This window comes from Streptomyces smyrnaeus (genome assembly GCF_017676345.1).
Taxonomy (GTDB): Bacteria; Actinomycetota; Actinomycetes; order Streptomycetales; family Streptomycetaceae; genus Streptomyces; species Streptomyces smyrnaeus.
Genome location: NZ_JAFFZM010000004.1, coordinates 68,657 through 94,749 on the forward strand (window position 1 = coordinate 68,657; position 26,093 = coordinate 94,749).

24 protein-coding genes are annotated in these 26,093 nt (G+C 70.4%); 15 read left to right on the forward strand and 9 right to left on the reverse strand.

The features are described from left to right. Window positions 1-3: 3 nt before the first annotated feature. Entirely contained in the window at window positions 4-921 is a 918-nt protein-coding gene (locus JW613_RS08360) for an SDR family NAD(P)-dependent oxidoreductase (RefSeq protein ID WP_209210071.1), read from the forward strand. Here JW613_RS08360 and JW613_RS08365 read toward each other — a convergent pair. Beyond that, window positions 896-1,669: a 4'-phosphopantetheinyl transferase family protein gene (locus JW613_RS08365; RefSeq protein WP_209210072.1), complete on the reverse strand. Its 774-nt coding sequence runs from the start codon at window positions 1,667-1,669 to the stop codon at window positions 896-898. The genes JW613_RS08360 and JW613_RS08365 overlap by 26 nt on opposite strands. A 5-nt stretch (window positions 1,670-1,674) precedes the next feature. Next, window positions 1,675-1,998 carry a response regulator transcription factor gene (locus JW613_RS08370; RefSeq protein ID WP_209210073.1) on the reverse strand — a complete coding sequence of 108 codons (324 nt, stop codon included), beginning with the start codon at window positions 1,996-1,998 and terminating at the stop codon, window positions 1,675-1,677. Between the two features lie 253 nt (window positions 1,999-2,251). Between JW613_RS08370 and JW613_RS08375 the strand changes: the two genes are divergently transcribed. Next, window positions 2,252-3,217, forward strand: coding sequence for a beta-ketoacyl-ACP synthase 3 (locus JW613_RS08375; RefSeq protein WP_209210306.1), 966 nt, complete (start codon window positions 2,252-2,254; stop codon window positions 3,215-3,217). 447 nt (window positions 3,218-3,664) lie between these two features. After that, window positions 3,665-4,906 carry a cytochrome P450 gene (locus JW613_RS08380; RefSeq protein ID WP_209210074.1) on the forward strand — a complete coding sequence of 414 codons (1,242 nt, stop codon included), beginning with the start codon at window positions 3,665-3,667 and terminating at the stop codon, window positions 4,904-4,906. A 28-nt stretch (window positions 4,907-4,934) separates the two neighbouring features. On the opposite strand, the gene JW613_RS08385 is transcribed toward JW613_RS08380, so the two are convergent. Continuing rightward, the gene (locus tag JW613_RS08385) at window positions 4,935-6,143 is read right to left on the reverse strand and encodes a cytochrome P450 family protein (RefSeq protein ID WP_209210075.1); all 1,209 of its coding nucleotides are present in this window, start codon (window positions 6,141-6,143) and stop codon (window positions 4,935-4,937) included. Window positions 6,144-6,446: 303 nt separating this feature from the next. On the opposite strand from JW613_RS08385, the gene JW613_RS08390 reads away from it, so the two are divergent. Then, a complete protein-coding gene (locus tag JW613_RS08390) occupies window positions 6,447-7,520 on the forward strand; it encodes a hypothetical protein (RefSeq protein ID WP_209210076.1) in 1,074 nt (357 codons plus the stop codon). Window positions 7,521-7,630: 110 nt separating this feature from the next. Here the strand turns inward: JW613_RS08390 and JW613_RS08395 are convergent, their stop codons facing one another. Continuing rightward, window positions 7,631-8,830, reverse strand: coding sequence for a slipin family protein (locus tag JW613_RS08395; RefSeq protein ID WP_209210077.1), 1,200 nt, complete (start codon window positions 8,828-8,830; stop codon window positions 7,631-7,633). A gap of 630 nt (window positions 8,831-9,460) precedes the next feature. On the opposite strand from JW613_RS08395, the gene JW613_RS08400 reads away from it, so the two are divergent. The 4 genes from JW613_RS08400 (at window position 9,461) to JW613_RS08415 (ending at window position 12,427) form a co-directional block, all read left to right on the forward strand. Beyond that, a complete protein-coding gene (locus tag JW613_RS08400; RefSeq protein ID WP_099885906.1) occupies window positions 9,461-9,664 on the forward strand; it encodes a cold-shock protein in 204 nt (67 codons plus the stop codon). 373 nt (window positions 9,665-10,037) lie between these two features. Beyond that, window positions 10,038-11,543, forward strand: a complete 1,506-nt coding sequence (locus JW613_RS08405; RefSeq protein ID WP_209210078.1) for a DEAD/DEAH box helicase — start codon at window positions 10,038-10,040, stop codon at window positions 11,541-11,543. Between the two features lie 113 nt (window positions 11,544-11,656). After that, window positions 11,657-11,956, forward strand: a complete 300-nt coding sequence (locus JW613_RS08410) for an SCO5918 family protein (protein ID WP_099885908.1) — start codon at window positions 11,657-11,659, stop codon at window positions 11,954-11,956. A gap of 96 nt (window positions 11,957-12,052) precedes the next feature. Continuing rightward, window positions 12,053-12,427 carry a GvpU-like protein gene (locus JW613_RS08415; RefSeq protein WP_099885909.1) on the forward strand — a complete coding sequence of 125 codons (375 nt, stop codon included), beginning with the start codon at window positions 12,053-12,055 and terminating at the stop codon, window positions 12,425-12,427. 205 nt (window positions 12,428-12,632) lie between these two features. Here the strand turns inward: JW613_RS08415 and JW613_RS08420 are convergent, their stop codons facing one another. Continuing rightward, on the reverse strand, window positions 12,633-14,291 hold the full coding sequence (locus JW613_RS08420; RefSeq protein ID WP_245225234.1) for a hypothetical protein: 1,659 nt from the start codon (window positions 14,289-14,291) through the stop codon (window positions 12,633-12,635). Between the two features lie 775 nt (window positions 14,292-15,066). On the opposite strand from JW613_RS08420, the gene JW613_RS08425 reads away from it, so the two are divergent. The 5 genes from JW613_RS08425 to JW613_RS08445 are packed head-to-tail and all read left to right on the forward strand — an operon-like array spanning window position 15,067 to window position 19,311. After that, entirely contained in the window at window positions 15,067-16,677 is a 1,611-nt protein-coding gene (locus JW613_RS08425; protein WP_209210079.1) for a sensor histidine kinase, read from the forward strand. A gap of 4 nt (window positions 16,678-16,681) precedes the next feature. After that, on the forward strand, window positions 16,682-17,086 hold the full coding sequence (locus JW613_RS08430; RefSeq protein WP_099885911.1) for a roadblock/LC7 domain-containing protein: 405 nt from the start codon (window positions 16,682-16,684) through the stop codon (window positions 17,084-17,086). Continuing rightward, on the forward strand, window positions 17,083-17,451 hold the full coding sequence (locus tag JW613_RS08435; protein ID WP_209210080.1) for a DUF742 domain-containing protein: 369 nt from the start codon (window positions 17,083-17,085) through the stop codon (window positions 17,449-17,451). The genes JW613_RS08430 and JW613_RS08435 overlap by 4 nt, the downstream gene beginning before the upstream one ends. Next, entirely contained in the window at window positions 17,432-18,052 is a 621-nt protein-coding gene (locus tag JW613_RS08440) for a GTP-binding protein (protein WP_307842358.1), read from the forward strand. The genes JW613_RS08435 and JW613_RS08440 overlap by 20 nt, the downstream gene beginning before the upstream one ends. Further along, window positions 18,049-19,311: a cytochrome P450 gene (locus JW613_RS08445; RefSeq protein WP_209210081.1), complete on the forward strand. Its 1,263-nt coding sequence runs from the start codon at window positions 18,049-18,051 to the stop codon at window positions 19,309-19,311. Before JW613_RS08440 ends, JW613_RS08445 begins: the two co-directional genes overlap by 4 nt. Before the next feature lie 74 nt (window positions 19,312-19,385). On the opposite strand, the gene JW613_RS08450 is transcribed toward JW613_RS08445, so the two are convergent. From JW613_RS08450 to JW613_RS08465, 4 genes are all read right to left on the reverse strand, one after another. Continuing rightward, on the reverse strand, window positions 19,386-20,369 hold the full coding sequence (locus JW613_RS08450) for an aliphatic sulfonate ABC transporter substrate-binding protein (RefSeq protein ID WP_209210082.1): 984 nt from the start codon (window positions 20,367-20,369) through the stop codon (window positions 19,386-19,388). Window positions 20,370-20,485: 116 nt separating this feature from the next. After that, the gene (locus JW613_RS08455; RefSeq protein WP_209210083.1) at window positions 20,486-21,265 is read right to left on the reverse strand and encodes an ABC transporter ATP-binding protein; all 780 of its coding nucleotides are present in this window, start codon (window positions 21,263-21,265) and stop codon (window positions 20,486-20,488) included. Beyond that, a complete protein-coding gene (locus JW613_RS08460; RefSeq protein WP_209210084.1) occupies window positions 21,262-22,077 on the reverse strand; it encodes an ABC transporter permease in 816 nt (271 codons plus the stop codon). The genes JW613_RS08455 and JW613_RS08460 overlap by 4 nt, the downstream gene beginning before the upstream one ends. 7 nt (window positions 22,078-22,084) lie before the next feature. Beyond that, the gene (locus tag JW613_RS08465) at window positions 22,085-23,344 is read right to left on the reverse strand and encodes an ROK family transcriptional regulator (protein WP_209210085.1); all 1,260 of its coding nucleotides are present in this window, start codon (window positions 23,342-23,344) and stop codon (window positions 22,085-22,087) included. A gap of 217 nt (window positions 23,345-23,561) precedes the next feature. On the opposite strand from JW613_RS08465, the gene JW613_RS08470 reads away from it, so the two are divergent. Together JW613_RS08470 and JW613_RS08475 are read left to right on the forward strand one after the other, a co-directional pair. Continuing rightward, window positions 23,562-25,100 (forward strand): sulfatase family protein, encoded by a 1,539-nt coding sequence (locus JW613_RS08470; protein ID WP_245225235.1) that lies wholly within the window; start codon window positions 23,562-23,564, stop codon window positions 25,098-25,100. Beyond that, window positions 25,097-26,038 (forward strand): formylglycine-generating enzyme family protein, encoded by a 942-nt coding sequence (locus JW613_RS08475; protein ID WP_209210086.1) that lies wholly within the window; start codon window positions 25,097-25,099, stop codon window positions 26,036-26,038. The genes JW613_RS08470 and JW613_RS08475 overlap by 4 nt, the downstream gene beginning before the upstream one ends. Window positions 26,039-26,093: the final 55 nt, after the last annotated feature.

The window sequence follows — 26,093 nt, forward strand, 5'->3', positions numbered from 1 at the left end:
GTGGTGAACGAAGTCTGGAAGGCGCCGGATCTCGGCGGGAAGGTGGCCGTGGTCACCGGAGCGAGCCGAGGCGTGGGGCGGGGCGTCGCGCTGGCACTGGGCGAAGCCGGCGCCACCGTCTACGTCACCGGACGCAGCACCCGGGACGGGCGGCGCACCGAGGATCTGCCGGGCACGGTGGAGGACACCGCCGAGGAGGTGACGCGGCGCGGTGGCACAGGCATCGCCCTGCGCTGCGACCACGGCGTCCCCGAACAGAACGAGGCACTGGCCGAGCGGCTGAGTGCCGAGCAGGACGGGCTCGACCTGCTGGTGAACAACGCCTGGAGCGGCTACGAACGCTCCCACGAGGTCCGGTTCGACGCACCGTTCTGGGAGCAGCCGCTGTGGCGCTACAGCCTCTGCGAAACCTCCCTGCGCGCACAGTACGACGTGACGCGGCGACTGGTGCCGCTGATGCTGCCGCGGCGCAGCGGACTGATCGTGGGTATCAGCTTCTCGGACGGCGACATCTACCTCGGCCAGGTCGCCTACGACGTCTTCAAGACGGCGGCCGACCGGATGTGCCGGGGTTTCGCCTCGGATCTGCGCAAGCGGGGCATCGCCGCTGTCGGTCTGCACCCCGGTTTCGTGCGCACCGAACGGGTCGAGGCCGCCTGGGAGGCGCTGGGCAGCGGCCCGGCCTCGGTCGTGCACTCGGCGGAGTACGTGGGGCGGGCGGTGGCCGCGCTGCTGGCCGACCCCGATGTCATGGAGCGGACCGGCCAGGTGCTGGCCACCGGTGACCTGGCGGCCGAGTACGACTTCGACGACGTGGACGGCAGTCGCCCGCCGGTCTTCCGCCTGGAGGGACGGATGAGCCTGGCCACCAGGATGGACAGGCTGAACCGGGTGGTCAGGAAGGCTGGGCAGCAGCAGTGAGGCGGCGGGTGCGGCGCAGCACCGGGCAAGGGCCGTCGGCGTCCGTGTGCCGCACGGCCACCGCGGCCTGGTATCCCTCGGGCACCGGCACGTCCCGCAGCACCCAGTCGGTCGGCCCGCGCGGGGCAGGAGCCGGTGCGAAGCGCTCGGCGAGGCCGACATGGTGAGCGCCGAGCCCGCCGGCGAGCCCGGTGCCGAGACCTTTGAGGTACGCCTCCTTCCGCACCAGGCAGCCGAGCACGGCCGGGGCACGCACGGCCGTGGGCAGGGCGGCGAGAGCGCGTTGTTCGTCCGGGTGCAGCCGCCGTCCCGCCCGCTCCAGACCGTCACGCACCAGCTTCTCCGACTCGATGTCCGCCCCCACCGGGGAGGAGGAGAGCGCGAGGAGCGCCATGTCCCCGGCGTGCGAGAGCGAGAAGTGCGCCTCGGGTCGTCCGGCCACGGCGGGCCGCCCGTGCGGACGCCCGCACCCGGGCATCCCGCACTCTTGCCGGGTGAACACGAGCGTCCGCGGGTCCGTCCCCAGGTGTGCCCCCAAAAACAGCCGCAGCCCCACATGGGAGGTGACGAAGCGCTCGCGTGCGACCGGGTCCTGGAAGGCGGCGGCCCGTCGCCGCTCCTCGGCGTCCAGTACGTCGGCGGCTTCCCGCGCAGCGGTGACGTGCCCCGGGAGCCACAGCAGCTCCACCGCCACCTCGTGGGCGCGGGGCACGTCCGCCGCTCCGTCCCCTGCAGCGGGGCCGGTCATGGCGGCTACCGGCCGTCGCCGTCGGGCGGCTCCGGCAGCAGGTCGTCCGTCCATTGCATCGACAGCAGTACGGCCTCGACCCTGGACCTCAGCCCCAGCTTGCGGGTGATGCTCGTCAGATGCGCCTTCACCGTCCGTTCCGCGATCCCCAGCCTCCGGCTGAGGACCCGATTGCTTTCCCCGGCTGCCAGTACCCTGAGAACCTCGCGTTCACGGTTGGTCAAGGTCTGCAATGCGGACCTTTTCGCCGACAGCGTGCTCACGCGCGCTCCGGCGGTTTCCGTTAAACGCGGTGAGCCTTCCCAGTCCGGCCGTTCATCCCCGTTCATCGTGCACTCCAACTTCCCGAGGCTTGCCTCGTCGCAGGAGAAATACTGATCCGGGCACACTCCGCTGTCCGCTCCGGCTGATGTCCGCTCCGGCTGAAACCGGAATGACAGATGCCGGTACCCCGCGGGCTTCGGAGGGCGGTCGGATAGCTTCTCCCAGTCATCCTCGCACTGCCGTACTCCGTCTGCAACACCCGCACGAGTCCAGGGACATGACGACGCATCAAAGTTTTGGTGGGTGAATGGTTTGTCAATTCCAAAACCTTCGTATGCGGCCGGAGCCCCCGGCTCGCGGATCGCGGCGGTAGCCGCCAGCCGTCCGGAACGGGTGGTGGGAAACGCGGATTTGGGGAATTCTTTAGGCGTCTCACCGGAATGGATCGAGCGCCGTGTGGGCATACGCGAAAGGCGATTCGCAGGGCCGTGCGAATCCATCCCCAGAATGGCGGCGCATGCCGCCTCCAAGGCGCTGTCCTCGGCCGGCCTGACACCTGACGACGTCGATTTGCTCATTCTGGCGACCTGTTCGATGCCGTCACCGATGCCGGGCGGTGGCGCGCTCACAGCCGCGGAGCTGGGCATACCGACCGTCGGCGCGTTCGACGTCAATGCGGCGTGCGCCGGATTCTGCTACGGCCTGGGGGTGGCCGACAGCATGGTGCGGGCGGGTACCAGTGGCTGCGTACTGGTGGTCGGCGCGGAGCGGATGACGGACTGGGTCGACCCGGAGGACGTCAACACCGCCCCCATCTTCGCGGACGGAGCCGGCGCGGCCGTGGTGCGGGCGGCGGAGCACACCGGTATCCATCCGGTGGTATGGGGCGGGGACGGTGAGCGAGCCGCACTCGTGGCCATCCCCGACCGGTGGAGCCGTCTGACGATGCGGGGCCAGCCCGTCTACCGGTGGGCGACCACGGAACTGGTGGCGGTCGGGGTGGAGGCCTGCCGACGCGCCGGGCTCGCCCCGGCGGACCTGAAGGGCCTGGTCGTCCACCAGGCCAATCTACGGATGATCGAACGCATGGCTGAGGGCCTCGGCGCGGTGAACGCCGCCGTGGCCCGGGACGTGGTGGAAAGCGGCAACACCTCAGCGGCCTCCGTTCCCCTGGCGCTCTCGCGGCTCATCGATCTGGGCGAGGTGCGTTCCGGTGATCCGGTGCTCCTGCTGGGCTTCGGCGCGGGGCTCAGCTATGCGGGGCAGGTGGTGGACTGCCCGTAAGAGCAGAAATCAGCCGGCAGCCGCGGTGGTGCACGCATGGACGGCGGGGGCCCAACCGCCCCCGCACGAAGGACCGTTGACCAGTGGAGCAGCGGGGTGAGCAGCTTTCTTCCGCTCTCTGGCGGCGGGCGCGCGCGTATGGTTTGCTGCTGCGCGTCGGGCCGGCCCTCGGCCGGCAACTTCGCGCAGAACGGGGACGTTCATGGCCAAGCGCATGCTGTTCAAGGCGGCGAGCAAGCTGGGCATCACCGTCAAGGGGGCGGTCGGCGCCTACCCCTGGATTCCGTAGACACCTGTCGAGGTAGACACCTGTTGAACCCCTAGGCACCGCGCCACGGCAGTTCCACGGCGGCCCGGCCCCGGCACCCACCGGGGCCGGGCCGCCCGCGCCTGAGCTCTGCCGGCACTGTCCGGAGGCTGCCGGCACTGTCCGAAGGAGAGGGATCCGTGCTCCGTCCACCCGCGCCCACGGGGTTCTCACCCGCCGAGTTCCTGGAGAGATACGAGCAGGACCGCCTCGGCACGCTCGGCTCCGCCGTCCGGCAGCACGGCCCGGTCGTACAGCTCGCCGAGGGCACCGTGCTGGTCAACGACCCCGCCGCGGCGCAGGAGGTGCTGCGCCGCACCAACACCGACTTCCTCGTCACCAGCACCATCCGGCGCGACGAGGTGAGCGGTGTGCGCGACGATCCGGCCACGCAGGAGTGGATGCGCGGTCGCCGGGCCACCCAGCGCGGCATGTCTCCCGACCCGCTGCGGGAGCACCGGCGGTGGCTCACCTCCGCGGCCGACGCGCTGTGCCGGCAGTGGCGCACGGCGGGCGACATCGCTGACCCCCTCCTCGGCCTGGAACAGCTCACCGCCCGGTCCTTCACCACCTACTGCTTCGGCTCGCGGGACGCCGGCCCGGTCCCCGCCCGCACGGCCGAACTGCTGGCCGCCATCACCCCCCTGATCGCCAGCCCGTTCCAGCTGCCGCGGGCGCTCCGGCGCCTCCTCCCGCGCTACCGCCGCTCGGTGCGTGCGCAGAGCGCTCTGGAGGACGAGTTGCGCAGGGCGCTCGCCAGGCCCGGCAGCGGTGGGCTCGTCGACGCGCTCACCGCCTCCGGACTCGGCACGGAGGCCGTGGTGCGCATTCTCGTCTCCAGTGGTCTGGCCTCCTACCGGGTGCCCGCGGCCGCCGTCACCTGGTGCCTGGTCGCCCTGGCCGACCACCCCCGGACGGCCGAGGCATGTGCGCACGCACTCCACTCGGCGGAAGAGGGGAGCGTGCCGGAGTACGTACGGTGGACGCTCGCCGAGACGCTCCGGCTCTGGCCGCCGAACTGGCTGATCGTGCGCACCGCGCGAGGAGAGCAGGAGGCCGCCGGCTGGCGGATTCCCGAGGGCGCCGCCGTACTGATCTCCCCGTACGTGCTGCACCGGAGCACGGCGACGTTCGGCGACGACGCCGACCGCTTCCGCCCGGAGCGCTGGCAGGATCTGAAACCGGAAACGGGCACCTATGTGCCGTACGGCATGGGCACCCGCTGGTGCGTCGGCAAGGCGCTGGCCGATGTCGAACTCTCGACGCTGGTGAGCGTCCTGGCCGGCTCGCTCCGCTTCACCGTCACCAGCATGGCGACCCGGCCGGACGTCCGCACCACCCTGCTGCCGGCGGGACTGACCATGAGCGTCACCGCCCGGTGACGGCGTCGCTCACCCTGCTCCACGCCGCTCACCAGCGGACGGGCAGCCGCCGGATGCCCCGGGACACCAGACTGGACAGCCGGTCGGCCGGCGGTCCGTCGGGCGCGAGCCCGGGCAACCGGGTGAGGAGCGTGCGCAGGACGATGCGCCCCTCCAGCCGGGCCAGCGGAGCGCCGAGGCAGAAGTGCGCCCCATGGCCGAAGCTCAGGTGCCCTCGGCCACCCCTGCGGATGTCGAAACACTCCGGCCGGTCGTAGCGGGCCGGATCGCGGCCGGCGTCCGCCGCGGCGATCAGCACCACGCCGCCGGCCGGTACGACGCTGCCGCAGATGTCCGCGTCCTCGACCGCGATGCGCGGGGTCGAGGTCTCCACGGGGCTGTCGTAGCGGAGCATCTCCTCGATCGCCCCCTCCAACAGGGTGTCCGGTCCGGAGCGCAGCGCAGCCAACTGCTCCGGATGGGAGAAGAGGGCGCTGATCCCGTTGCACAGGAAGTTCACCGTCGACTCGTGCCCGGCGATCAGGAGGAGGAAGGCGGTGGAGAGCAGTTCGTCCTCGGAGAGCCTGTCGCCGTCGTCGTCCACCGTGTGGATGAGCGCGCTGAGCAGATCCGGCCCCGGGTCCGTGCGCTTCGCCGCTATCAGGTCCGTCAGATGAGCGACCGCCTCCCGGTGTGCGGCGCGGGCGGAGTCGCCGCTCGTGGGGGCGATGACCTCGTCCGACCATCGACGGAACGCCTCCCTGTCGATGTCCGGGACGCCCAGCAGCTCACAGATCACGGTGAGCCGCAGCGGGAAGGCCACGGCGTCGACGAGATCGCCGCGCCGCTCCGGAGCCTTCAGCATCGCGTCCACCAGCCGGTCGGTCAGTATCTGGATGCCGGGGGCCAGCGCCGCGACCCGGCGCGGCGTGAACTCCCGCGAGACGAGGCGGCGCAGCCGGGTGTGGTCGGGCGGGTCCGCGAGCAGCATGTGCGCGTTTCCCGGGTTCTCCAGCGTCGTCGGCGTCGGCAGGCCGGTGGCCAGAGCGCCGTACCGTCGCCAGTCCCGGCTCAGCCGGGGATGTGTGTAGGCGGCCCGAGCCGCCTCATGGCCCACGACCAGCCAGAAGGACTCCTGCCCGTCGGTGGTCACCCGGTGCACCGGCCCCCGCTCCCGCAGCGCCGCGTAGGCCGGGTACGGATCGGTCGCGAAGTCGGGGTGCAGCTCCAGGAGGTTGACCGGACGGGCATCGAGCATGGAGACCTCCGGCACAGGACAGCGGCGGGGGGACTCACCCTAGGAGCCGGGCGGGGCCCACGAACAGACCCCCTTCGGGTCCGGAGGGCGGATCGGGAGGCCTGCGGCGATTCGCCGTGATGAGTGGTTTGCCCCCTTCCATGAGTGGCCTGTCTCCTCCCGTGGGCACTGTCGTGAATGCCGATGCCGCACAAGGAGGCGGAGAGGGGAAGGGCTGAGCAGTACTCGGGTCGCAGATCACCCGGAGCGGCGGGGCCCGCGACGTACGGGCCCCGCCGCCCCCCATGAAGGAGAGAACACAGGGTGGACGTCGCACCGGACGGGCGCATGGCGTCCGTCGAGGCGAGCGCAGTACAGGCGCGGGTGAGCGAGGCGCTGGCGACCAGTCGTGCCCACGCCGCGGCAGCGGCGGCCGGGGAGGTGACGGGCACGGGGCGAGCCGATTCGGCTGTCCGGTGCGGCCATGCGCACGAGCTGAAGCCGTGGCATCCCGGTGTGCACGCCGCGGCGTTGCACATGCTGAACACGCCGCGCGGTGCCGGACCACGGTGGCACTGTCAGGAGGCGACGCGTCTCGAACTGCTGGCGGCGCGGAGTACGCGCCGCGCCGCGCACTCTCCCTGTGCGGCGTGGCACACCGATCTCGCGCCTCCCGAGGCGCACTTGTCACAGGCGGTGGCACGCGCCGTCCGCGACACCCCACGGCATGGGAAGTCGGCCCAGCGCCCGGCGACGCAGGTCGCCGACGTGGTGGGGCGGTGGGGCGGTCCGGAGCGGGCGGCGTTCTGCGCCTCGGCGTGCCTGCTGGCCCAGGTGTGGCCCTCGATACTGGCCGAACTGTCCGTGCTGGTCCGCCAGGTCGGGGTGGTCGACGGCTCCCGGATCGCCGGGTTCACCGACTTCACCACACACGGCGCCGTCTTCGTCAACCGGCGCCGGATGGTCCGTCACGGGAAGGGCGTCCCTGCGGTCGTCCGGTACGCGGAGGCCCTGGTGCGCGGGGGCACGCACACCCGCTGCAACGCCGCACAGGTGACAGCTCCGTTCCTGCGCGACGAACGGGACCGGCCATGGACGCACACCCCGCCGCGGCCCGACTCACGGCCGTCGGCGGCATTGTTCCGGCAGTTGGTGGCCTTGGTCCGGTCACGTGAGCTGTACGCCAGGGTGCTCTCCGCGGCGCCTGCTCCTCCCATGGTTCGCGGGGCGGCCGAGCAGGCGATCGGCGAGCGGTATCTGCTGTTGGACGGGCAGGCACGTCGGGCCGCGGCCGGACTGCTGCCTCTTCGAGGGGCGCTCACCGAGCACGGGGTGCGCGTCCTCACGCAGGTGGAGAAGACGCTGGCCTCCTATGTCACCGCCGCGGTACCGGAGTGAGGCCCGAACCCCGCGTGCCGTCGGCCGCTACCGTCGGCGGCACGCGGGAACAGCCGGCACCGGCCGCCACTACGCCTCGGCCTGCCTCTGAAGCGGCAGGCCCCCGGCGCTCAGGCCCCCTTGTGGTGGTGGCGGCGCCACCTGCCGCGGCCGGAGTGCTCCGCCTCCTCGGGCTGCTCCTCAGAAGGGCGTCCGGCGGCGGTGTCCTCCGCAGTGGGCAGGCCGGTCACCTCCAGCTCCGGCAGCACCATGTCCGGATCGCGACGCGGAGCGGCCGGGTCCGGAGGCAGTGGGCCGGTGGCAGAGGTGAGCGACTCGGCGGCGGTCGGTCGCGGCCTACCGGCCGAGCGGGACTGGCGGCCCGCCGACCGGAAGGTGGGGGCGATCTCCTCCTCCACCTTGCGCCGCTTGTTCCTTCCGCCCCCGCTCGGCTCTGTCTCCCCGGCGTCCTCGGTGTCCTCGGCGGCGGCTGCCAGCGCCTCGGCCACCGAGGTGCCGGACGCGAATGCGGCGGGGACTCTTCCTTCCTCGTCTCCCTCGTCGGTCTCGGGCTGCTGCGCCCGTTCCAGGAAGCGCAGGAGCTCGACGGGGAAGGGCAGCACAAGGGTGGAGTTCTTCTCGGCGGCGACGGCCGTGATGGTCTGCAGCAGCCGGAGTTGCAAGGCGGCGGGCTGCACGGACATCTGCTCGGCCGCTTCCGCCAGCCGCTTGGAGGCCTGGAGCTCCGCGTCCGCGTTGATGACACGGGCCCGGCGCTCACGATGTGCTTCCGCCTGGCGGGCCATGGACCGCTTCATGGTGTCCGGCAGTGACACGTCCTTGATCTCCACCCGGTCGATCTGCACGCCCCAGTCGACGGCGGGGCTGTCGATCATCAGTTCCAGGCCCTGGTTGAGCTTCTCCCGGTTGGAGAGCAGATCGTCCAGATCGCTCTTACCGATGATCGACCGCAAAGAGGTCTGCGCCATCTGGGAGACGGCGAACTGGTAGTTCTCGACCCGGATGACCGCGTAGGCCGGTTCCACGACCTTGAAGTAGACGACCGCGTCCACGCGCACCGTCACGTTGTCCCGTGTGATGCCCTCCTGGGCCGGAACGGGCATGGTGACGATCTGCATGTTCACTTTGCGCAGCCGGTCGATGAACGGAACGATCAGCGTCAGTCCGGGTCCTCGTATGTCCCGGTGCAGGCGGCCGAGGCGCAGTACGACACCGCGTTCGTACTGCTTGATGATGCGGACCGCTGACAGGACACCTATGGCCGCCAGGACGGCCACGACGACGATGACGGCTATCAGTACTTGCAGCATGACGGTACCAACCATCCCAAGCAGGTAATACCAGCCTAGATCGGACCAGGACGTACATGCGAGCGGCCGGGGGAGAGGCGCCGACCCTCCAGGCCAGGGAGCATCCCTGGCCTCCCTGGGAGAGAAAACCTTCACTCGCGGAAGCAGGATGGCGAGGAGGGGACGAGGGAGGAGCTGCGGCCGGTGCGGGGTGCACCCGGCCGTGTTCGTCCTGTCGCGACCGTGGGTGGCCGGTCGATCACGTACCTCGGTCGAGGGGCGCCGCCGCGTCCGACGCCGCTTGCACGGCAACCCGCTGTTCCGGCGATCGCGGCCGCATCCGCACGCGGGCGACGGTTCGGAGCGGGTATCTCCCCTCGCCGCTGCAGAAATTCAGGAAATGAGCGGTCAGAAATTTCCCTGGCGAGGACCTTGCCGGGTGGGAACTTATCGCGGCCACCGGCTTGATCGTGCTACGCTGATGCGAGTTGCAGTTGTGGTTCCCAAAGATTACAGATGCTCCAGCGATGTTCCATCGCGGCGAGCACATCGAGTAAATTTTTAGTTCGGGTTTTCCCGGAGGGTAAATCATCGCAGCGACTCCGGTTCCGCAAGGTGCGGACTCCGGTCACTGCCCCCAAGGGAGATCGAATGGCAACTGGCACCGTGAAGTGGTTCAACGCGGAAAAGGGTTTCGGCTTCATCGAGCAGGACGGTGGCGGCGCTGACGTGTTCGCCCACTACTCGAACATCGCCGCCTCCGGGTTCCGTGAGCTTCAGGAAGGCCAGAAGGTGAACTTCGACGTCACGCAGGGCCAGAAGGGCCTTCAGGCCGAGAACATCGTTCCGGCCTGACGCTGACGCCTATCGGCAGCCGGGGTCCGCACCGTGCGTGCGCACCCCGGCTCGCCACACCGATCGTGCCCCTCGTCCTCGACGGGCACCGTACGCGGCGAGCCGACGGCAGCGCCGTCCGCCACCCTTCCGCGTACTTCGCCGGGCGGAATCCGGATCCCGGCGCTCGCGGCCCGAGAAGTGACTGCCGTTTTCCACGGCTCACCCGCCGCCGCCCGTTCCGACCCGCCGTCGCTTTGTCTGTGATATCCGGCCGCCGATTGCGGCCCGGTTTGTTTTCTCTTTTTCTTCGGCTCGTTCTTGCGGATCCTCGTGCGGCTCATTGCTGCTGCAGGAATCCCCTCGATGCGTGCCGCACCGAGGAAGGTTCCGTATGAATCGCTCAACCCGCACGAACGACAACTCCTACCGCTCCCGCAAGGGTGCCGCCACCGGCTCTGGTCGGGGCGGCCGCAACCGCCCGCTGGGGACGGCCCGAACGGGCGCTCCGTCCCGTTCGGCCAAGGGCGGGCGGTCGGGCGGCCAGGGACCGCGTTCCGCCTCCCGCCCCACGGAGTTCGCGCTGCCGACCACCAGCACTCCGCCGCTGCCGGCCGTCGAGAAGTTCGCCGAGCTGGACCTGCCCGACCGGCTGCGTGCCGCGCTGGTCTCCGAGGGCATGTCCGTGCCGTTCCCGATCCAGGCGGCGACCCTGCCGAACTCGCTGGCCGGCCGGGACGTGCTGGGCCGCGGGCGCACCGGCTCCGGCAAGACACTCGCGTTCGGCCTCGCTCTGCTGGCCCGCACCGCAGGGCAGCGGGCCGAGCCCCGCCAGCCGCTGGCTCTCGTCCTCGTACCCACCCGGGAACTGGCCCAGCAGGTCACCGACGCGCTCACCCCCTACGCCCGCTCGCTGCAGCTTCGGCTCACCGCCGTGGTGGGCGGCATGTCGATCGGCAGGCAGGCGGGCGCGCTGCGTGCCGGGGCCGAGGTCGTCGTCGCGACGCCCGGCAGGCTCAAGGACCTCATCGACCGGGGCGACTGCCGGCTGAACCAGGTGGCCATCACCGTCCTGGACGAGGCCGACCAGATGACGGACATGGGCTTCATGCCCCAGGTGACCCAGCTGCTCGACCAGGTACGGCCCGAGGGGCAGCGGCTGCTCTTCTCGGCCACCCTGGACCGGAACGTCGACCGCCTGGTGCGGCGTTATCTGAGCGACCCGGTGGTGCACTCCGTCGACCCCTCCGCCGGCGCGGTCACCACGATGGAGCACCACGTGCTGCATGTGCACGACACCGACAAGGTGGCCACCACCACGGAGATCGCCGCCCGCGACGGTCGGGTGATCATGTTCCTGGACACCAAGCACGCGGTGGACCGGCTCACCAAGCGGCTCCTGGCCGCCGGTGTACGCGCCTCGGCGCTGCACGGCGGCAAGTCCCAGTCCCAGCGCACCCGCACCCTCGCCCAGTTCAAGACCGGGCACGTCACCGTCCTGGTGGCCACCAATGTCGCAGCTCGCGGTATCCACATCGACAACCTGGACCTCGTCGTCAACGTCGATCCGCCCAGCGACCACAAGGACTATCTCCACCGCGGCGGCCGCACCGCCCGCGCCGGTGAGTCCGGCACCGTCGTCACCCTCGTCCTGCCGGACCAGCGCCGCGGCATGAGCCGGCTGATCGCCGACGCGGGTATCACGGCCCAGGTCACCAAGGTCCGCTCGGGTGAGGCCGAGCTGAGCCGTATCACCGGCGCCCAGGAGCCCCCCGGTGTGCCGGTCACCATCGCCGCGCCGGTCGCCGAGCGCCCCAAGCGCGGCGACTCCGCCGCACGCGGACGACGGAGCCGGCCTGCGCGGGGACGCCGCCGCCCCGCCTCCGGCATCGCCGCCTGACGCGTCCCTCCTGTGCTCGGGCGGGAACGGCCGCATCCTCGGCCTTCCCGCCCGCCGACCGCCCGAGGCGGTCGGCCCCTCCCGGAGTTCCCCTTCGACCCTGTTGAGGTCCTATGCGCTGCGTGATCGCCCACTCCGCTTTCTACCTGCTCAAGAGCGATGTGCTGGAGGCGATGAAGGGCGTCAAGCCCGAACCCGCCTCGGGAACGTCCGTGACCATCGGCCGCCGCACCTACCCCGTCCAGCAGGTCGGGGAAGTGGTCACCAGGCAGGACCGCCGCGACTTCACCGTCGGAGAAGTGGGCCGGGCGCTGACCCGGCTCGGCTTCACCTGCCACGAGCCCGCCACCGCGCCGGTCCTCACACCTCAGCAGACGGCTTCGGCGCTGCTGGGAACCGCGACGCAGGCCTGAGCTGGGGGCCGCGTACCGCTCCGACGGGCCATCCGGCGGAACGTCGGGGCCCCGGCCGTCGCGGACCTGGTACGCGGCCTTATAGCATCAGCACCCATGTCGAATGCTGACGAGCTGCTCGTCGACATCGCCGCCATGGTGGAGTCGGAGCAAACCAATCAGATGTCTCTCACCGTCGTGGTCCATGGGGCCGTCATCACGGGCCGCCTGGCGCCCGAGACGCTGTGGAGGCAGCGAGTGGCCGAGGTCCTGAGGGACTCGGAACGACTCGGACCGTTCGCCGGCACCTTCATGGCAGCGCCGGACGCCACGGAGGCTCGTGACTCCCGAGAGCCCTCCTACCTGCACTTCCACGTCGCCAGAATCCTGCAGGGGCCGGTGGGCATCCCCGAGACGGGTGGGATGTACCGGATCGCCATCAAGGACGTGAGCGCCTGGACGATGGGGGATCTCAGCTACTCCGACCAGTGAACCGGTACTCGGACGGATGGCCCGTGCGCAAGCCGGGCGGGTGCGGGTGCGGGCGAGGCCCTGTCCGTCATGGACAGGGCCTCGTGCCGTTGCCGGGAGAGGTGCGCCGTGGCTGGGGCGGGCGCGGAGCCGGGGCGTACGGTCGTACCGTCGACGCCCTGCCCGGGCAAGGCAGCCGCCCGGTCCGTTCGGCCGCCCGGTCCGTTCAGCCGTCCAGCCAGTCCCCGCCGACCGCGGTCGGTGCGAAGCCTTGGGCGTTCCACAGGAAGTGCGGATGCGCGCAGCCGAACATGTAGGCGAGCAGGGCCGTGTCCTCCTTCCAGGTCGGGGGCCGGTGCAGTGCGTGGAACAGGGCCGCGCCGACGTTCCCCGAGTCGGTCTGGACCTCGCGGGCGCCCTCGCCGCCCGCCAGTGAGGCGAGGACGGCGGCTATGTAGGTGCGGCGCAGTATCTCCCAGGCAGTGTCGACGTCACCGCGCCATTCCCCGTGCAGCGCCTCGAAGGCGGCCAGCTCGCTGGCGAACAGCCGCCATGCCTGCGGGTGTTCTGCGCGGCAGCGCGCCGAGAGCAGGGCCGCCCGTTCGCCCAGCACATCCACCGCGGGCGTCCCGCCGACGCGCAGCGCGACACCGTCGGTGAGCAGACCCGTGCAGGCGTTGGGTTCGATACCGCACAGCGGGCAGCCGTCCACCGGCGGCAGCCCGTTGGTGATCCCGTCGAACCACAGGGCGTGCCGCCCGGTCAGTCCTTCCCAGACGATGGTGGTCCCCATCAGCCAGGTGTTCCACAGCAGGCCGTGTGCCTCCGGCATGCACCCGTATTTGATGAGCGCGACGACGCACGCCCCGTACAGCGCCTTGTCGTGCGTGGACATGGCACTCAGCCAGAAGTTGCTGGCCTCGCCGGTGACCGCGTCCGCGCGGGCATCGGTCATGTCGTTGAGCACCCGGCACAGGACCAGCGAGGCGAGGTGCTCCTCCTGCCAGAGCTCGCTGTCCGGGGAGACGTGCCAGAACAGGCAGTCCATGAGCTGGAGCAGGGTGTAGGCCGACTTGTCGAGCGGCGTGGACTGGGGGAGCGTGGCGGTGCCCGACACATGCCGCTTGAGCCAGTACTCGTCGACGGAGCGCTTGTAGGCCGCGTAGAGACCGGATATCAGGGCCCGCGCGCCATTGGTCGTGCAGTCCTCGGCCAGGCGCTGCTCGACCGCGCGGGCGGTGTCGGCCACGTCGATCGCCGACTGGACGCGCTTGTACTCGTGGAGGACCAGGATGTCGTCCTCGTGCCGGAACCGGAGCCCGAGATCCCGGTCCGAATCGTTCATCTTCCTGGTCCATACCCAGCCGCCGGTCAGCACGCTGTCCAGTTCTTTTCGGTAGGGCCATGTCTTGATCCGGAGGGGGCGCCCGTCGCTCCTGCGCCAGTCGTAGTCGTCCAGCGCGCGGGTGAGTGGCTTGGGCAGGTGCGCACAGAGCGTACAGGTGCACGAATCGTCGTAGGGGGCGATCTCGTTGCTCTCCGCCCGCTCTCGCCAGACCCCTTCCAGTAACGCACATGTGAGCCGGCACAGGCTGATGCCGGTCTCGACGCCGGGAAACGCGTTGTTTATGACGGCGAGGCACTCGTCCAGCCTGCGCAGGCGTTCCATGCCGTGCTCGTCGGGAGCGCTGAATTCCCTGGGGGCGCGGACCAGAGCCCCTTCCACGGGGAATATCGCGTTGCCGCCGCGCCGCACTTCCTGGCGCGCAGCGCTGTTCCGGCGTGCGACGCCGGCTTCTTCGCGGCGCTTGTAATCTTCCGTGCAACTAATGACAGATTCCCTGACCATGTTTGCCAGTTCGTCGCTGGTTCCGCTTCGTCCCATCGGTGAGTCCTCCTGCTCGTGGAAACGCTCACGTCGGTGCTGCGTGCATGCCGGTCATGCGCGGTGCGGTGGGGCGTACGGTGGCGCTGCGCGCTCCTCGCCGAGCCGGGGCGCGGTGTGCCGAACCCGTTGGCCGAGGGCCGTCGGCCCAGGTCGAACGGGTAGCAGCGGCTGTCACCCCGCCACTCGCGAGGTCGTGTCCGGCAGCCGGGCCCGCGGGCCGCGATGGGGGAGTGGTGCCGATGCTAGGGGTCAGTCTCCCCACAATCGGCGGATGCATCCGGGACGGGCGGTCGAGAGGCACTCAGTCAGGTGACTGATCAAAAAAGGACACAATCGGTCAGGGAGTCGACCGGCTCGAAAGGTCGGTGATCCGACGGGTGCATTGAACGCACCCGCGTCCGCGCCCTGCCGTATACGCCGGAATCAGTCCCTTCGGAGCCCTGCCAGGTATTTCTTTGCGTCGTGCACCACGAAGGGGAGGGAAATCGGCCACACGCCGCACTCGAACGTGAATCCGAGGCGTATGGCAGAACTATGGCAGAACACAGCATCTCCTGCGGGGCGCCCCTTCTTCTCGCTATGCTCCCCGACTCCCGGCGAGTTGACGCACTCGCGGGGAACCGTGGCCTGCCGCCACCACTTCGCACCTCCGAAGAAAAGGAACCGGGACGATCAGCAGGTCATTCGGTGAGTGCCGCCTCCCGTACGGCACAGGCTGTACGACGAGTGCGTTTCCGACCCGCCCGCATGAGCAAATCGGTTGAGGATCCAGATGGAACTTGCCACGAACCCACCCGCAACCCGGCTGCCCGCCGCCTGGTACGCGTGGTGGTCACTGCCCGTAGCGATATGTGCGGCCACGGCCGTGGTGACGGCCGCGGGATCGGCCCGAGACCTGACGACCGTCCTCCTGGTCGGCGCGGTGGCCACGGCCGCCTCCGCCGTCTGCGTCGAGCGCCTGCTGAGTTCCGAGAGGCGGGCCCGCAAGGCCGCCGCTGACCATCAGGCGCAGGCGGCGCGGGACAAGGAGCAGGCGCAGCAATGGCTGGCGTCCCTGGGGCAGAAGCACGCTTCGGAGGTCTCCGAACTGAACGCGCGCCTCTCCCAGCTGACCGAGCTGCACAAGGCCCAGCTGGTACGAGTGGCGGACGAGTTCCTGCCCAGGGCGGTCGACGAACTGCGCCAGGGCGAGGCGATGGACGACGTGCTGCGCCCGCTCGCCCAGGACCCGGACGTACCGGAGGAGTTCAAAAGCACGCTCCGCAAGCTCCTGCGCTCGGCCATGATGGCCATCGAGGAGGAGTTCGACCGCAGCACCTCGGCCCGGCAGTCGGTGGTCAGCATCGGCAGTCGGATGCAGGTCTACACGAGCAAGATCCGCGCCCAACTGCACGAGATGCAGGGTGTGCACTACAGCCTGCCGGCGGTCGCCCGGGACCTGATGCAGCTGGACCAGGAGATCGGCCCGGCCGACTGTCTGGCCGCCAGCATCGTCGTGTTGGGCGGGGCCGACCGGCCGGGCAGGCAGTGGCAGACCCACCAGCCGCTGCTCAGCGTGGTGCGTGGCGGCATGGCGCGCATCAAGGAGTACAAGCGGGTACAGCTGCGCCGACTTCCCGAACTGGGCGTGGACGGCAACCTGGTCGACCATCTCACGCTGATCTTCGCCCATCTGATGGACAACGCGGCGCGGTACTCGCCCCCCTCGGAGCCGGTGATCGTCTCCGGCCGGGAAGTACCCAACGGGCTGGGCATCCAGATCCAGGACGCGGGCACCGGGCTCAGGGCCGAGAAGCGGCGCCAGGCGCTGCGGCTGCTGAACGGTGTGGCGGTCGGTTCGGGACCGGGTGGGCTGGCCGAGGACGCGCAGCTCGGCCTGCGCGTCGTGGGCAACCTCGCTCGCAAGTACGGCATCACCGTCACCTTCGACGACTCGCCGTGGCTGGGCACCGCCGTGGTCGTCGTGGTGCCCCACAAGTACTTCAAGCCCCTCGACAAGCGCCCGTACTCCGAGTCGGCCCTCACCCGGGCCCCGATGCCCCGTCCGCGCCCCGAACCCGTCAGGACCCCGTCCGAGCCCGTCACGGTCGGCCCCGCCGCCGCCCCGGAAGGCCCGGCGGGCACAACCGGCCGGAATGGCTCGGACAGCCCGGACGAGGAGCTGGTCACGGGCGCCACCACACCCGGCGGGCTGCCCAAGCGGAGCAAGCAGTTCACGGACGCGCCGGCTCCCGGCCACGGCACACGCGCCGCGACGGGGGAGACCGGGGGCGTGCCGCCGGAGGAGTCGTTCGCCGGACTGGCCGCCTTCGTGTCCGGCAGCGGCCCGACGAACGGGCCCGACAAGAACGACCGCCCCGACGAGCAACAAGAGAGTGACTAGCCACATGACGCAGCACCAGACCGACCTGAGCTGGGCGCTCCGCGACCTGGCCGAGAGCATCCCGGAGATCCGCTTCGCCCTGGTGGCCTCCTCGGACGGGAAAGCCATCACCTCGTACGGTGCGGAGACCGACGACGCCGACCGGTTCGCCGCCATCGTCGCGGGCCTGCAGTCACTGGCCCAGCCCGTCGCGGAGCAGTTCCCGAAGGAGAAGGGCCAGTTGCGGCTCGCCGGGATCGAGGTCGACGGCGGCCATCTGTTCGTCGTACGCGCCGGCAACGAGACGTACCTGGGCGTGCTGGCCAGGAAAGGGCTCGACCAGGGACTGCTGGGGCACCAGATGAGGGACTGCGCCCGCAGGATGGGTGACCTCCTCGGCACCGTCCCGCGCCAGGAGCAGTCTGGATGACCGAGCCGCAAGCAGGCTCGGGCCTGCCCGGGCTGGAGCGCTACTACATACTCACCCAAGGCCGCAGCGCGCCCACGGCGGACGCGTCGACCCTCGATGTGGCCACCCTGATCGTCGCCCGCTCCACACCGGAACCGGGGACCCAGCCCGAGCACGACGCCATCCTCCGGTGGTGCCGCGACCCGTTGTCGGTGGCCGAACTCGGCGCACACCTCGGGCTGCCTTTCAACATCCTCTCGGTGCTGGTGGCCGACCTGCTGAACACAGGCCGTGTGGAAGCCCGTGATCCCATTGCAGGTACGGGCGACCACGGACCCGACCTCGCGCTTCTCGAGGAGGTACTCAGTGGACTTCAACGGCTTTGACCGGCCGGCGTTTCCGCAACGGGCGGAAGCGCTGCACGCGGGAAGCCGGTCGGTCAAAGTGATGGTCGCCGGCGGTTTCGGCACGGGGAAGACGACGATGGTCGGCTCGGTCAGCGAGATCGTGCCGCTCACCACCGAGGAGACCCTCACCCAGGCCACTGTCGGCGTCGACGATCTGGTCGGCGTGGCGGACAAGAAGAGCACCACTGTCAGTCTCGACTTCGGTCGGATCAGCCTCAACGAGCAACTGGTGCTGTACCTGTTCGGCACGCCGGGGCAGGAGCGGTTCTGGTTCCTGTGGAACGGCCTGTTCAAGGGCGCTCTCGGCGCGGTGGTCCTGGTGGACACCCGGCGGCTGGAGTCCAGCTTCCGCGCCATCGAGGAGATGGAGCGGCTGGAGGTGCCGTTCGTCATCGCCCTCAACCTCTTCCCCGACGCCCACAACCACCCGGTCGAGGAGGTACGGGAGGCCCTGGCCATCTCCCCGCAGACACCGATCGTCACCTGCGACGCACGCGACCGGGCGTCGAGCCGCGATGTGCTGATCGCGCTCATCCGCCACATCAAGGAACGGTCTGTTGCCGCATTGGAGCCGCGATGAACGTCCAGCCCTCCGACAGTCCGCACCTTGACGCGCCGACCCCGCCCGTGGGCTGCCCCGCGCGGCACACCGGCGCCACCACGAGGCTGTACGCGGCCGAGTCCACGGCCGATCCGTACGGGACCTACTCCCGGCTGCGCAAGCAGTACGGGCCGGTGGCGCCCGTCCTGCTGGAGGGCGACGTGCCCGCCTGGCTCGTACTCGGCTACCGGGAGAACCGGCGGGTGCTGGACAACCCCGGTCAGTTCAGCCGGGATTCGCGCAAATGGCGGGACTGGGAGGAGGGGCGCATCGAGGAGACCTCACCGCTCATCCCGATGCTGGGGTGGCGCCCCGACTGCCTCTCGCAGGACGGGGAGCCGCATCAGCGGCTGCGCGGAGCGGTGACCGAGAGCATGGAGACGGTCGCCAACCGCGGGATACGCCGCCACGTCGTCCACTTCGCCAACAAGCAGATCGACGCCTTCGCGGACACCGGGCAGGCCGACCTGGTCCTCCAGTACGCCGAGTATCTGCCGATGCTCGTCCTGACGCGGCTCTTCGGGCTGCCGGAGTCCGACGGGAAGTATCTGGCGACGGCCTGTGCCGAGATGATGGCGGGCGGCGAAGGGGCGATCTCGGCCAACGAGCGCATCGCACGGGTGCTCGCCGAACTCACGGCCCACAAACGTGCCGAACCCGGTCCCGACTTCGCCACCGGACTGATCCAGCACCCGGCCGCCCTGGACGACGACGAGGTGCAAAACCACCTGCGGCTGGTGCTCATCGCGGCCCACGCCACCACCAGCAACCTGCTGGCGCGGGTGCTGCAGTCGATCCTCAGTAACGACTCACGCCTCTCCGACCTGGTGAGCGGGCAGATGACCATCACGGCGATCGTCGAAGAGGCGATGTGGAACTCGCCGCCGCTGGCCGTGCTCCCCGGTCGCTTCGCCAACGCCGACTGCGAACTCGGCGGTCAGCACGTCAGGTCCGGGGACCTGCTCATCCTCGGCCTGGCCGCGGGCAACCTGGACCCGGAGATCCGTCCGCACACCGGCACCGCGGTACGCGGCAACCAGGCCCATCTGGCCTTCAGCAGCGGCCCCCACGCCTGCCCGGGGCAGGCCGTGGGCCAGGCCATCATCGAGACGGCCGTGGAGGTGCTGATCCACCGCCTTCCCGGCCTCGCCCTGAGCGGCGACCCCGGCGGGCTCACGGACACCGCCTCCACGTGGGAGACCCGGCTCGACCACCTTCCCGTCACCTTCCCGCCCTAGCCCGGGCGGGCCCGGAGCGGCACCGGAGGCTGTACGAACTGGGGCACCGAGGGCGGCGGACCCGCACCGGCGGACTACTGGGAGTGCACCTTCCGGTAGAGGGCGCCGGTGTAGTAGTCGGCCGGGTCGGGGTTCTTCTCCAACTGCTCGTTGCGGAGGAAGAACTCCCCCAGCTCCTTCAGCCGGCGGCCCAACTCGCCGCTCTCGGTCCTGGCCACCAGCTCGTCGGTGGAGAGGGTCTCGACGTGCGAGGCGTCGGACTTCGCCTGCGCCTTGCTGACGTGCAGCATCTTGGCCGTGAGGGCGATGGACTCCTCGGGGTGCTTCTTGCGCCAGTCGTTGGCCTGCTGCAGGACCTTGATCACCTTGGTGTTCTTCTTCTCCGGCACCTTGTTGCCGGCGACGAAAGCGGTGGGGAAGGTGTCCCCGGTCTCCTTCGTACTGGCCACCTCCTCCAGCTTCGGCACCTTCTTCTTGATCGTGTCGATGGAGGGGTAGAAGATGCCGGCGCCGTCGATCTTTCCGGAGGTGAAGGAGGAGACGACGGTGGACGGGTCCATGGCGATCTTCTGGATGTCCTTCGTGGTCATCCCGGCCTTCTCCAGTGCGATGTTGAGGATCATGTCGCCGGATGTGCCCTCGGGCACGCCGACCCGCTTGCCCTTGAGGTCCTTCATCGTCTTGATGCCGGGCTGGGCGATGACGCGGTCCGCATAGGTGAAGGTGTTGATCGAGATGACCTTCGCCTTGCCGGAGGCGGGCAGCCACATCGCGCCCGGACCGATGTAGCCGTAGTCGAGGTCGCCGGAACCGAGCGCCTGGATCTGCACCGGTCCGTTGTTGAACACCTTCGTTCTGGCGGTGAGGCCCTGCTTCTTCCACAGTCCCTGCTTCTCGGCGATGGCCAGCAGACTGGCGCCGTTGTAGTCGCCTATGTAGCCGAAGTCGACCGTGTCGTCGTCCTGCGAAGCCCCGGTGGAGCACCCGTTCATGGCGAGGGTCAGGGCCGTGACGGACAAGAGCGCCGACAGAGTGCGGCGGATGGTCCTTTTGGGCATGGCGAAGGTGTCCTTACGGGGAGGCGGAAGGGGAAGGGGGGCAGGTGCGGCCCCGAAGGGCGCGCGGAACCGCGCGCCGAACGGGTACGGAAGGTGCTCGGCGACCGGCGGTGTGCTCAGGCGGCCGGAGCGGTGGACTCCTGGTGGTAGACGGAGGTCCACACCGCGTTGCGGATCTGCCGGAAATCCGCGGAGAGCCGGATCTCCTCGGTGCGGGGATAGGGCAGGTCCACATCGACGACGCGGTGGATACGGCCGGGCCGGGCGGCCATGACCACCACCCGGCTGGCCAGATAGACCGCCTCGTCGACGTCGTGTGTGATGAACAGTACGGTGCGCTTCTCGCGGCTCCAGGTCGCCAGCAGCTGATCCTGCAGCTGGACCCGGGTGAGGGCGTCCAGCGCACCGAACGGCTCGTCCATGAGCAGGACCTGCGGGTCCACCGCGTAGGCGCGGGCAATGGCGCAGCGCTGTTTCATACCGCCCGAGAGGGTCTTGGGCAGTGCGTCCGCGAAGTCGTCGAGTCCCACCAGCGTGATGGCCTCGGCGGCCCGGCGGCGGCGCTCCTGGGTGGGGACGGCGGCCAGTTTGAGACCGAACTCCACGTTCTGGCGCACCGTCAGCCATGGGAAGAGCGCGTACTGCTGGAAGATGACGCCTCGGTCGGGACCGGGCCCCGTCACCGGTCTGCCGTCCACCAGCACCCGGCCCGAGCTGGGCTCCTGGAGGCCGGCGGCCATGCTCATCAGGGTGCTCTTGCCACACCCCGAGGGGCCGACGACGGTGACGAACTCCTGGTCGGCGATGTCCAGGGACACCCCGTCCAAGGCGGTGAACTCGGCCCCCTTCAGCGGGAAGGTCTTCACCACGTCCTGGAAGCTGATCCTGCTGTTCATCGTCGCTCCTGCCAGCCGGTGAGCCGTCGTTCGGCGAGCAGCAGCAGCCGGTCCATGAGCAGGCCGAGCACGCCGATGGTGATGAGGGATACGAAGATCGTGTCCATCTCGAACCAGGTGGACGCCTTCTGCATCCGGTAGCCCAGTCCTTCCTGGGCGCCGATCAGTTCGGCCGCGACCACGGTGGCCCAGGAGGCGCCGAGCCCGATGCGCATCCCGACGAGGATGAACGGTGTGGAGGCCGGGACGACCACCTTGGCGAAGATGACCCGGTCCGAGGCGCCCAGCACCCGCGCCGCGTTGATGAGGGTGCGGTCCACATCGACGACGCCCTGGAAGGAGGAGACGACGCAGGCCATGAACGAGGCGAGGTAGATGACCGCGATCTTCGGGACCTCGCCGATCCCGAGCAGCACCACCGTCAGCGGGATGAGCGCGAGCGGTGGGATGGTGCGGAAGAACTGGATGTAGGGCTCGACCACGGCGCGCACCGTCGGGTACCAGCCCATCAGAAAGCCCACGGGTACGGCGACGATCACACCGAGGGCGTAGCCGAGGAAGACCCGGCGCAGGCTGGCGAGCGTGTCGGTCATCAGCGTGCCGTCGGCGACCATGTCACCGGCCTGCTGCGCCACGGCGAGCGGTGTGGGCAGGTTCTCCACCAGCTCCAGCGCCGCCACGACCGCCCAGCCGAGGACACCGGCCACCAGCGCGAGGACGTTGAGGGCGAGCGGTCGGTGCCGGGAGCGGCGCGCGGTGCGCCGTGGGGCCTGGGCCACGGCGGTCTTCTCGGGAGGGACGATCACGGCCATGGGTGCCTCACTGGGTCCACGCGAGCTCCTCGGTGACGGGCTGCGGATAGCGGGAGAGCAGGGGGGATTCGTGCAGGACGAGGGCGATGCCGCCCAGGGCGCTGCCGGCGTCGCCGAGGGTGGCGCGCCGTACGCGCACCTGGTTGCGGACCATCGGCATCACATGGGTGCGCAGGGCCCGCTCGACGGGCTCGATCAGCGCCGCACCGGCCTGGGCCAGTTCACCGCCGATGACGATGACGCCCGGGCCCACCGCGTTGGACACGGCTGCCAGTACCATGCCGATGTCGGTGCCGACCTGTTCCAGCACCGCGTGCGCGATCCGGTCCCCGGCCGCGGCGGCGGACAGGAAGGCGGCGATGTCCTCGGCCCGGCCACCGGCCGAGCGGTAGCGGTGCAGGACGGCGTCGAGTGAGGCGACGGTCTCCAGGCAGCCGGTGCCGCCGCATTCGCACGGTGCGCCCTGCGGGTCGACGGTGATGTGCCCGAACTCGCCCGACATCCCGTACATTCCGCGGTGCAGCGAGCCGCCGACGACCAGTCCGCCGCCCACCCCGTGGGACAGCCGCAGATACAACACGTCGCCGCCGTCGGAGGCCGCGCCCCATACGGCTTCGGCCAGTGCCGCGAGTCGGGTGTTGTTGTCGAGCAGCACCGGGACGCCGAACCGTTCGCGGAGCAGACCGGGCAGGCCGTCGATGCTGAGCGCGCGGGCTTCCGCACCGCCGGGATCAGTGATCGGTCCGACCACGCCGACCCCGATGGCGCTGAGCGAGCCGAGCCGGAGCGTACCGGGTCGTGGGCCCTCGGCCGGCCCGTTCCGGGCCGGTCCCGCCTGGCCCGAGCCGCCGAGCGTGCCGAGGAGTCGTTCGGCGATGTCGGCGCGCTGGGCCCAGGGGAGATCGGCCGCGTGCGCCTCACTGGCGGAACCGATCATCTCGTGGGCCACGTTGACGGCCGAGACATGGACGGCGCGGCGGGCGAAGTCGATGCCGATCGCCTCCCCGGCGTCCGGGTTGAGGCTGAGCTTCTCGACCGGCCGGCCGCGCCTGCGCACCTCCGCCGGCGGGGTGGAGGCGACCACGGCGCCGCCCTCCACCAGGCCCGCGACGATGTCGTAGAGGGTGGTGCGGGACAGGCCGCTGTGGGTGCCCAACTCGGCCCGGCTGAGCGGGCCGTGCTTGCGGAGGAGGTCCAGAACGGACTGCTCATGGCTCTTGCGCAGCCGCGTCAGGGGGCCGTCGTGTGCCTGCATGCCGCACAGCATGGTGAGCGCCGCAGTTTTTCGTCAATGAGTCGGAACAAAGAGATTCCGGGCCCGCCCGGATTTATGTGCGCAGTATTGACATAAATATTCAGGGGGCCGGAGCATGCCTCGCGTGGCGCCGGCCGGGAGCGGTCCGCCGCCCGCCCCGGGCCGCCCCCGCCGGCCCCAGGCCGACCGAACCGAAAGGGTCCCCGTGCGCCCCAACATGCTCTTCCTCATGACCGACCAGCACCGGGTGGACACCCTCGGTGCCTACGGCAACCCCCACGTCCGCACCCCGAACCTGGACCGGCTCGCGGCCGAAGGCACCCGGTTCGACAGCTGCTACACCCCCACCGCGATCTGCACCCCGGCACGTGCCAGCCTGCTCACGGGCGCCGCGCCCTTCCGCCACAAGCTGCTGGCCAACTACGAACGCAACGTCGGCTATCTGGAAGACCTTGCCGACGACCAGTTCACCTTCGCCGGCCAACTGCGTGCCGAGGGCTACCGGCTGGGTCTGCTGGGCAAATGGCACGGGGGAGTGCGCCGGACCGCCGCGGACTACGGCTTCGAGGGCCCGGACCTCGCGGGCTGGCACAACCCGGTTGACCACCCGGACTACCTCGCCCACCTGGAGGAGAACGGCCTTCCCCCGTATCGCATCACCGACCCCGTACGCGGCACCACACCCAACGGCAGCCCCGGCAACCTCCTCGCCGCCCGGCTGCGCCAGCCCGTCGAGGCGACCTTCGAGCACTATCTCGCCACCCGCACCATCGAGATGCTGCGCCGCTGGGTGGCGGACGGAGTGGGCGCGGCGCCCGGAGCGGGACGGGCGGGGGCAGGTCCGGGTGGAGACCGGCCGTTCTTCCTGGCCACCCACTTCTTCGGCCCGCACCTGCCCTACATCCTCCCGGACGCGTACTACGACATGTACGACCCCGCGCTGGTCGAGCTGCCCGCCTCGGTGAGCGAGACCTTCGCGGCGAAGCCCCCGGTGCAGAGCAACTACAGCAGGCTGTGGGCGTTCGACACGATGCCGCTGGAGGAGAGCCGCAAACTGATCGCCGTCTACTGGGGCTATGTGACCCTCATCGACGAGCAGATCGGACGCATCCTGGACGCGGTCCGCGAACTGGGGCTGGAGGAGCACACCGCGGTGTTCTTCACGGCGGACCACGGTGAGTTCACCGGCGCCCACCGGCTGCACGACAAGGGCCCGGCGATGTACGAGGACATCTACCGGATACCCGGTCTCCTGAAGGTCCCCGGCGCGCCGCCCGGCCAGGTCCGTGACGAGTTCGTCTCGCTCACCGACTGCACCGCCACCATCCTCGACCTGGCGGGCAGCGACACCGAACCGGCCGTGGACAGCCGCAGTCTGCTGCCGCTGGCCGCGGGCGAGCGGCCCGAGTGGGCCCCGCACCATCTCGCGGAGTTCCACGGCCATCACTTCCCCTACCCCCAGCGCATGCTGCGCACCCGCCGCTACAAGCTGGTGGTCAACCCCGAGTCCCGCAACGAGCTCTACGATCTGCACACCGACCCCGACGAGCTGCACAACCGCTACGACCATCCGGAACTGCGCGACGTACGTGCCGAGTTGACCCGTACGCTCTACGATCTGCTGCGCGAGCGGGGTGACAACTTCTTCCACTGGATGTCGCCGATGTACGACGTGGAGACCGACTACGACACCACCCTCTCGGCCTTCGAGAGCGAGCCGGACACGGCACCCGCGCCCGGCGGGGCGGGGGAGGAGGGGCGCGCGTGACCCCGTCGGACTCCGGGACCGGGCAGCGCGGCTGCTGCGCGCCCGCCCGCCGGCCGGCCGTGGACGTGGCCCCCACGGCTGCGGCCACGACCGGTCCGCCCGACGGAGCGGCCGAGGAGTACCGGACGCGGATCGAACTGTCCGGTGGCACGTTCCGGATGGGCAGCGAGGACACCGATGTGAACCCCGGTGACGGTGAGGGGCCCGTGCGCCGGGTCACCGTGGCGCCGTTCACCGTGGACGCCTACGCCGTCACCAACGCACGCTTCGCCGCCTTCGTCGCGGCGACCGGCCACCGCACCGACGCCGAGCGCTTCGGCTGGAGCTACGTCTTCGCGAAGTTCCTTCCCGGGCGGCTGCGCAAGATCTCACCGCGCCCGGACGCCACCCCGTGGTGGTGCGGTGTGGAAGGGGCCCGCTGGGACGCCCCGGAGGGCCCCGGCAGCGGGCTGGCCGGCCGCTGGGACCACCCGGTCACCCACATCAGCTGGGCGGACGCGTGCGCCTTCTGCGCCTGGGACGGCGGGCGGCTGCCGACCGAGGAGGAGTGGGAGTACGCGGCCCGTGGCGGGCTCGACCAGGCCCGCTACCCGTGGGGTGACGACCTCACCCCCCACGGGGTGCACCACTGCAACATCTGGCAGGGCGCCTTCCCGGCCAGGAACACCGCCGAGGACGGCTACGCCGGAACCGCTCCGGTGCACGCCTACCCGCCCAACGGCTTCGGACTGTTCAACGTCTCGGGCAATGTGTGGGAGTGGACGGCGGACACCTGGCACCCGGAGCAGCCGGGGCTGCGGGCCATGCGTGGCGGCTCCTATCTGTGCCACGACTCCTACTGCAACCGCTACCGCGTCGCGGCCCGCACCGCGAACACCCCGGACAGCACCACCGGCAACCTCGGCTTCCGGGTGGCCCGCGCCCCCGCCGCCGGCTGATCTGCTCAGCCGACGGCCGGACCGTCCCGCACCCTCCGAGAGCCCGCCGCCACGT

Excerpts from the sequence above, each read along its gene's own strand:
- JW613_RS08365 (WP_209210072.1), bottom strand. The coding sequence starts at position 1,669 with ATGACCGGCCCCGCTGCAGGGGACGGAGCGGCGGACGTGCCCCGCGCC.
- JW613_RS08370 (WP_209210073.1), bottom strand. The coding sequence starts at position 1,998 with ATGAACGGGGATGAACGGCCGGACTGGGAAGGCTCACCGCGTTTAACG.
- JW613_RS08385 (WP_209210075.1), bottom strand. The coding sequence starts at position 6,143 with ATGCTCGATGCCCGTCCGGTCAACCTCCTGGAGCTGCACCCCGACTTC.
- JW613_RS08395 (WP_209210077.1), bottom strand. The coding sequence starts at position 8,830 with ATGCTGCAAGTACTGATAGCCGTCATCGTCGTCGTGGCCGTCCTGGCG.
- JW613_RS08400 (WP_099885906.1), top strand. The coding sequence starts at position 9,461 with ATGGCAACTGGCACCGTGAAGTGGTTCAACGCGGAAAAGGGTTTCGGC.
- JW613_RS08405 (WP_209210078.1), top strand. The coding sequence starts at position 10,038 with ATGAATCGCTCAACCCGCACGAACGACAACTCCTACCGCTCCCGCAAG.
- JW613_RS08410 (WP_099885908.1), top strand. The coding sequence starts at position 11,657 with ATGCGCTGCGTGATCGCCCACTCCGCTTTCTACCTGCTCAAGAGCGAT.
- JW613_RS08415 (WP_099885909.1), top strand. The coding sequence starts at position 12,053 with ATGTCGAATGCTGACGAGCTGCTCGTCGACATCGCCGCCATGGTGGAG.
- JW613_RS08420 (WP_245225234.1), bottom strand. The coding sequence starts at position 14,291 with ATGGGACGAAGCGGAACCAGCGACGAACTGGCAAACATGGTCAGGGAA.
- JW613_RS08425 (WP_209210079.1), top strand. The coding sequence starts at position 15,067 with ATGGAACTTGCCACGAACCCACCCGCAACCCGGCTGCCCGCCGCCTGG.
- JW613_RS08430 (WP_099885911.1), top strand. The coding sequence starts at position 16,682 with ATGACGCAGCACCAGACCGACCTGAGCTGGGCGCTCCGCGACCTGGCC.
- JW613_RS08435 (WP_209210080.1), top strand. The coding sequence starts at position 17,083 with ATGACCGAGCCGCAAGCAGGCTCGGGCCTGCCCGGGCTGGAGCGCTAC.
- JW613_RS08445 (WP_209210081.1), top strand. The coding sequence starts at position 18,049 with ATGAACGTCCAGCCCTCCGACAGTCCGCACCTTGACGCGCCGACCCCG.
- JW613_RS08450 (WP_209210082.1), bottom strand. The coding sequence starts at position 20,369 with ATGCCCAAAAGGACCATCCGCCGCACTCTGTCGGCGCTCTTGTCCGTC.
- JW613_RS08455 (WP_209210083.1), bottom strand. The coding sequence starts at position 21,265 with ATGAACAGCAGGATCAGCTTCCAGGACGTGGTGAAGACCTTCCCGCTG.
- JW613_RS08460 (WP_209210084.1), bottom strand. The coding sequence starts at position 22,077 with ATGGCCGTGATCGTCCCTCCCGAGAAGACCGCCGTGGCCCAGGCCCCA.
- JW613_RS08465 (WP_209210085.1), bottom strand. The coding sequence starts at position 23,344 with ATGCTGTGCGGCATGCAGGCACACGACGGCCCCCTGACGCGGCTGCGC.
- JW613_RS08470 (WP_245225235.1), top strand. The coding sequence starts at position 23,562 with ATGACCGACCAGCACCGGGTGGACACCCTCGGTGCCTACGGCAACCCC.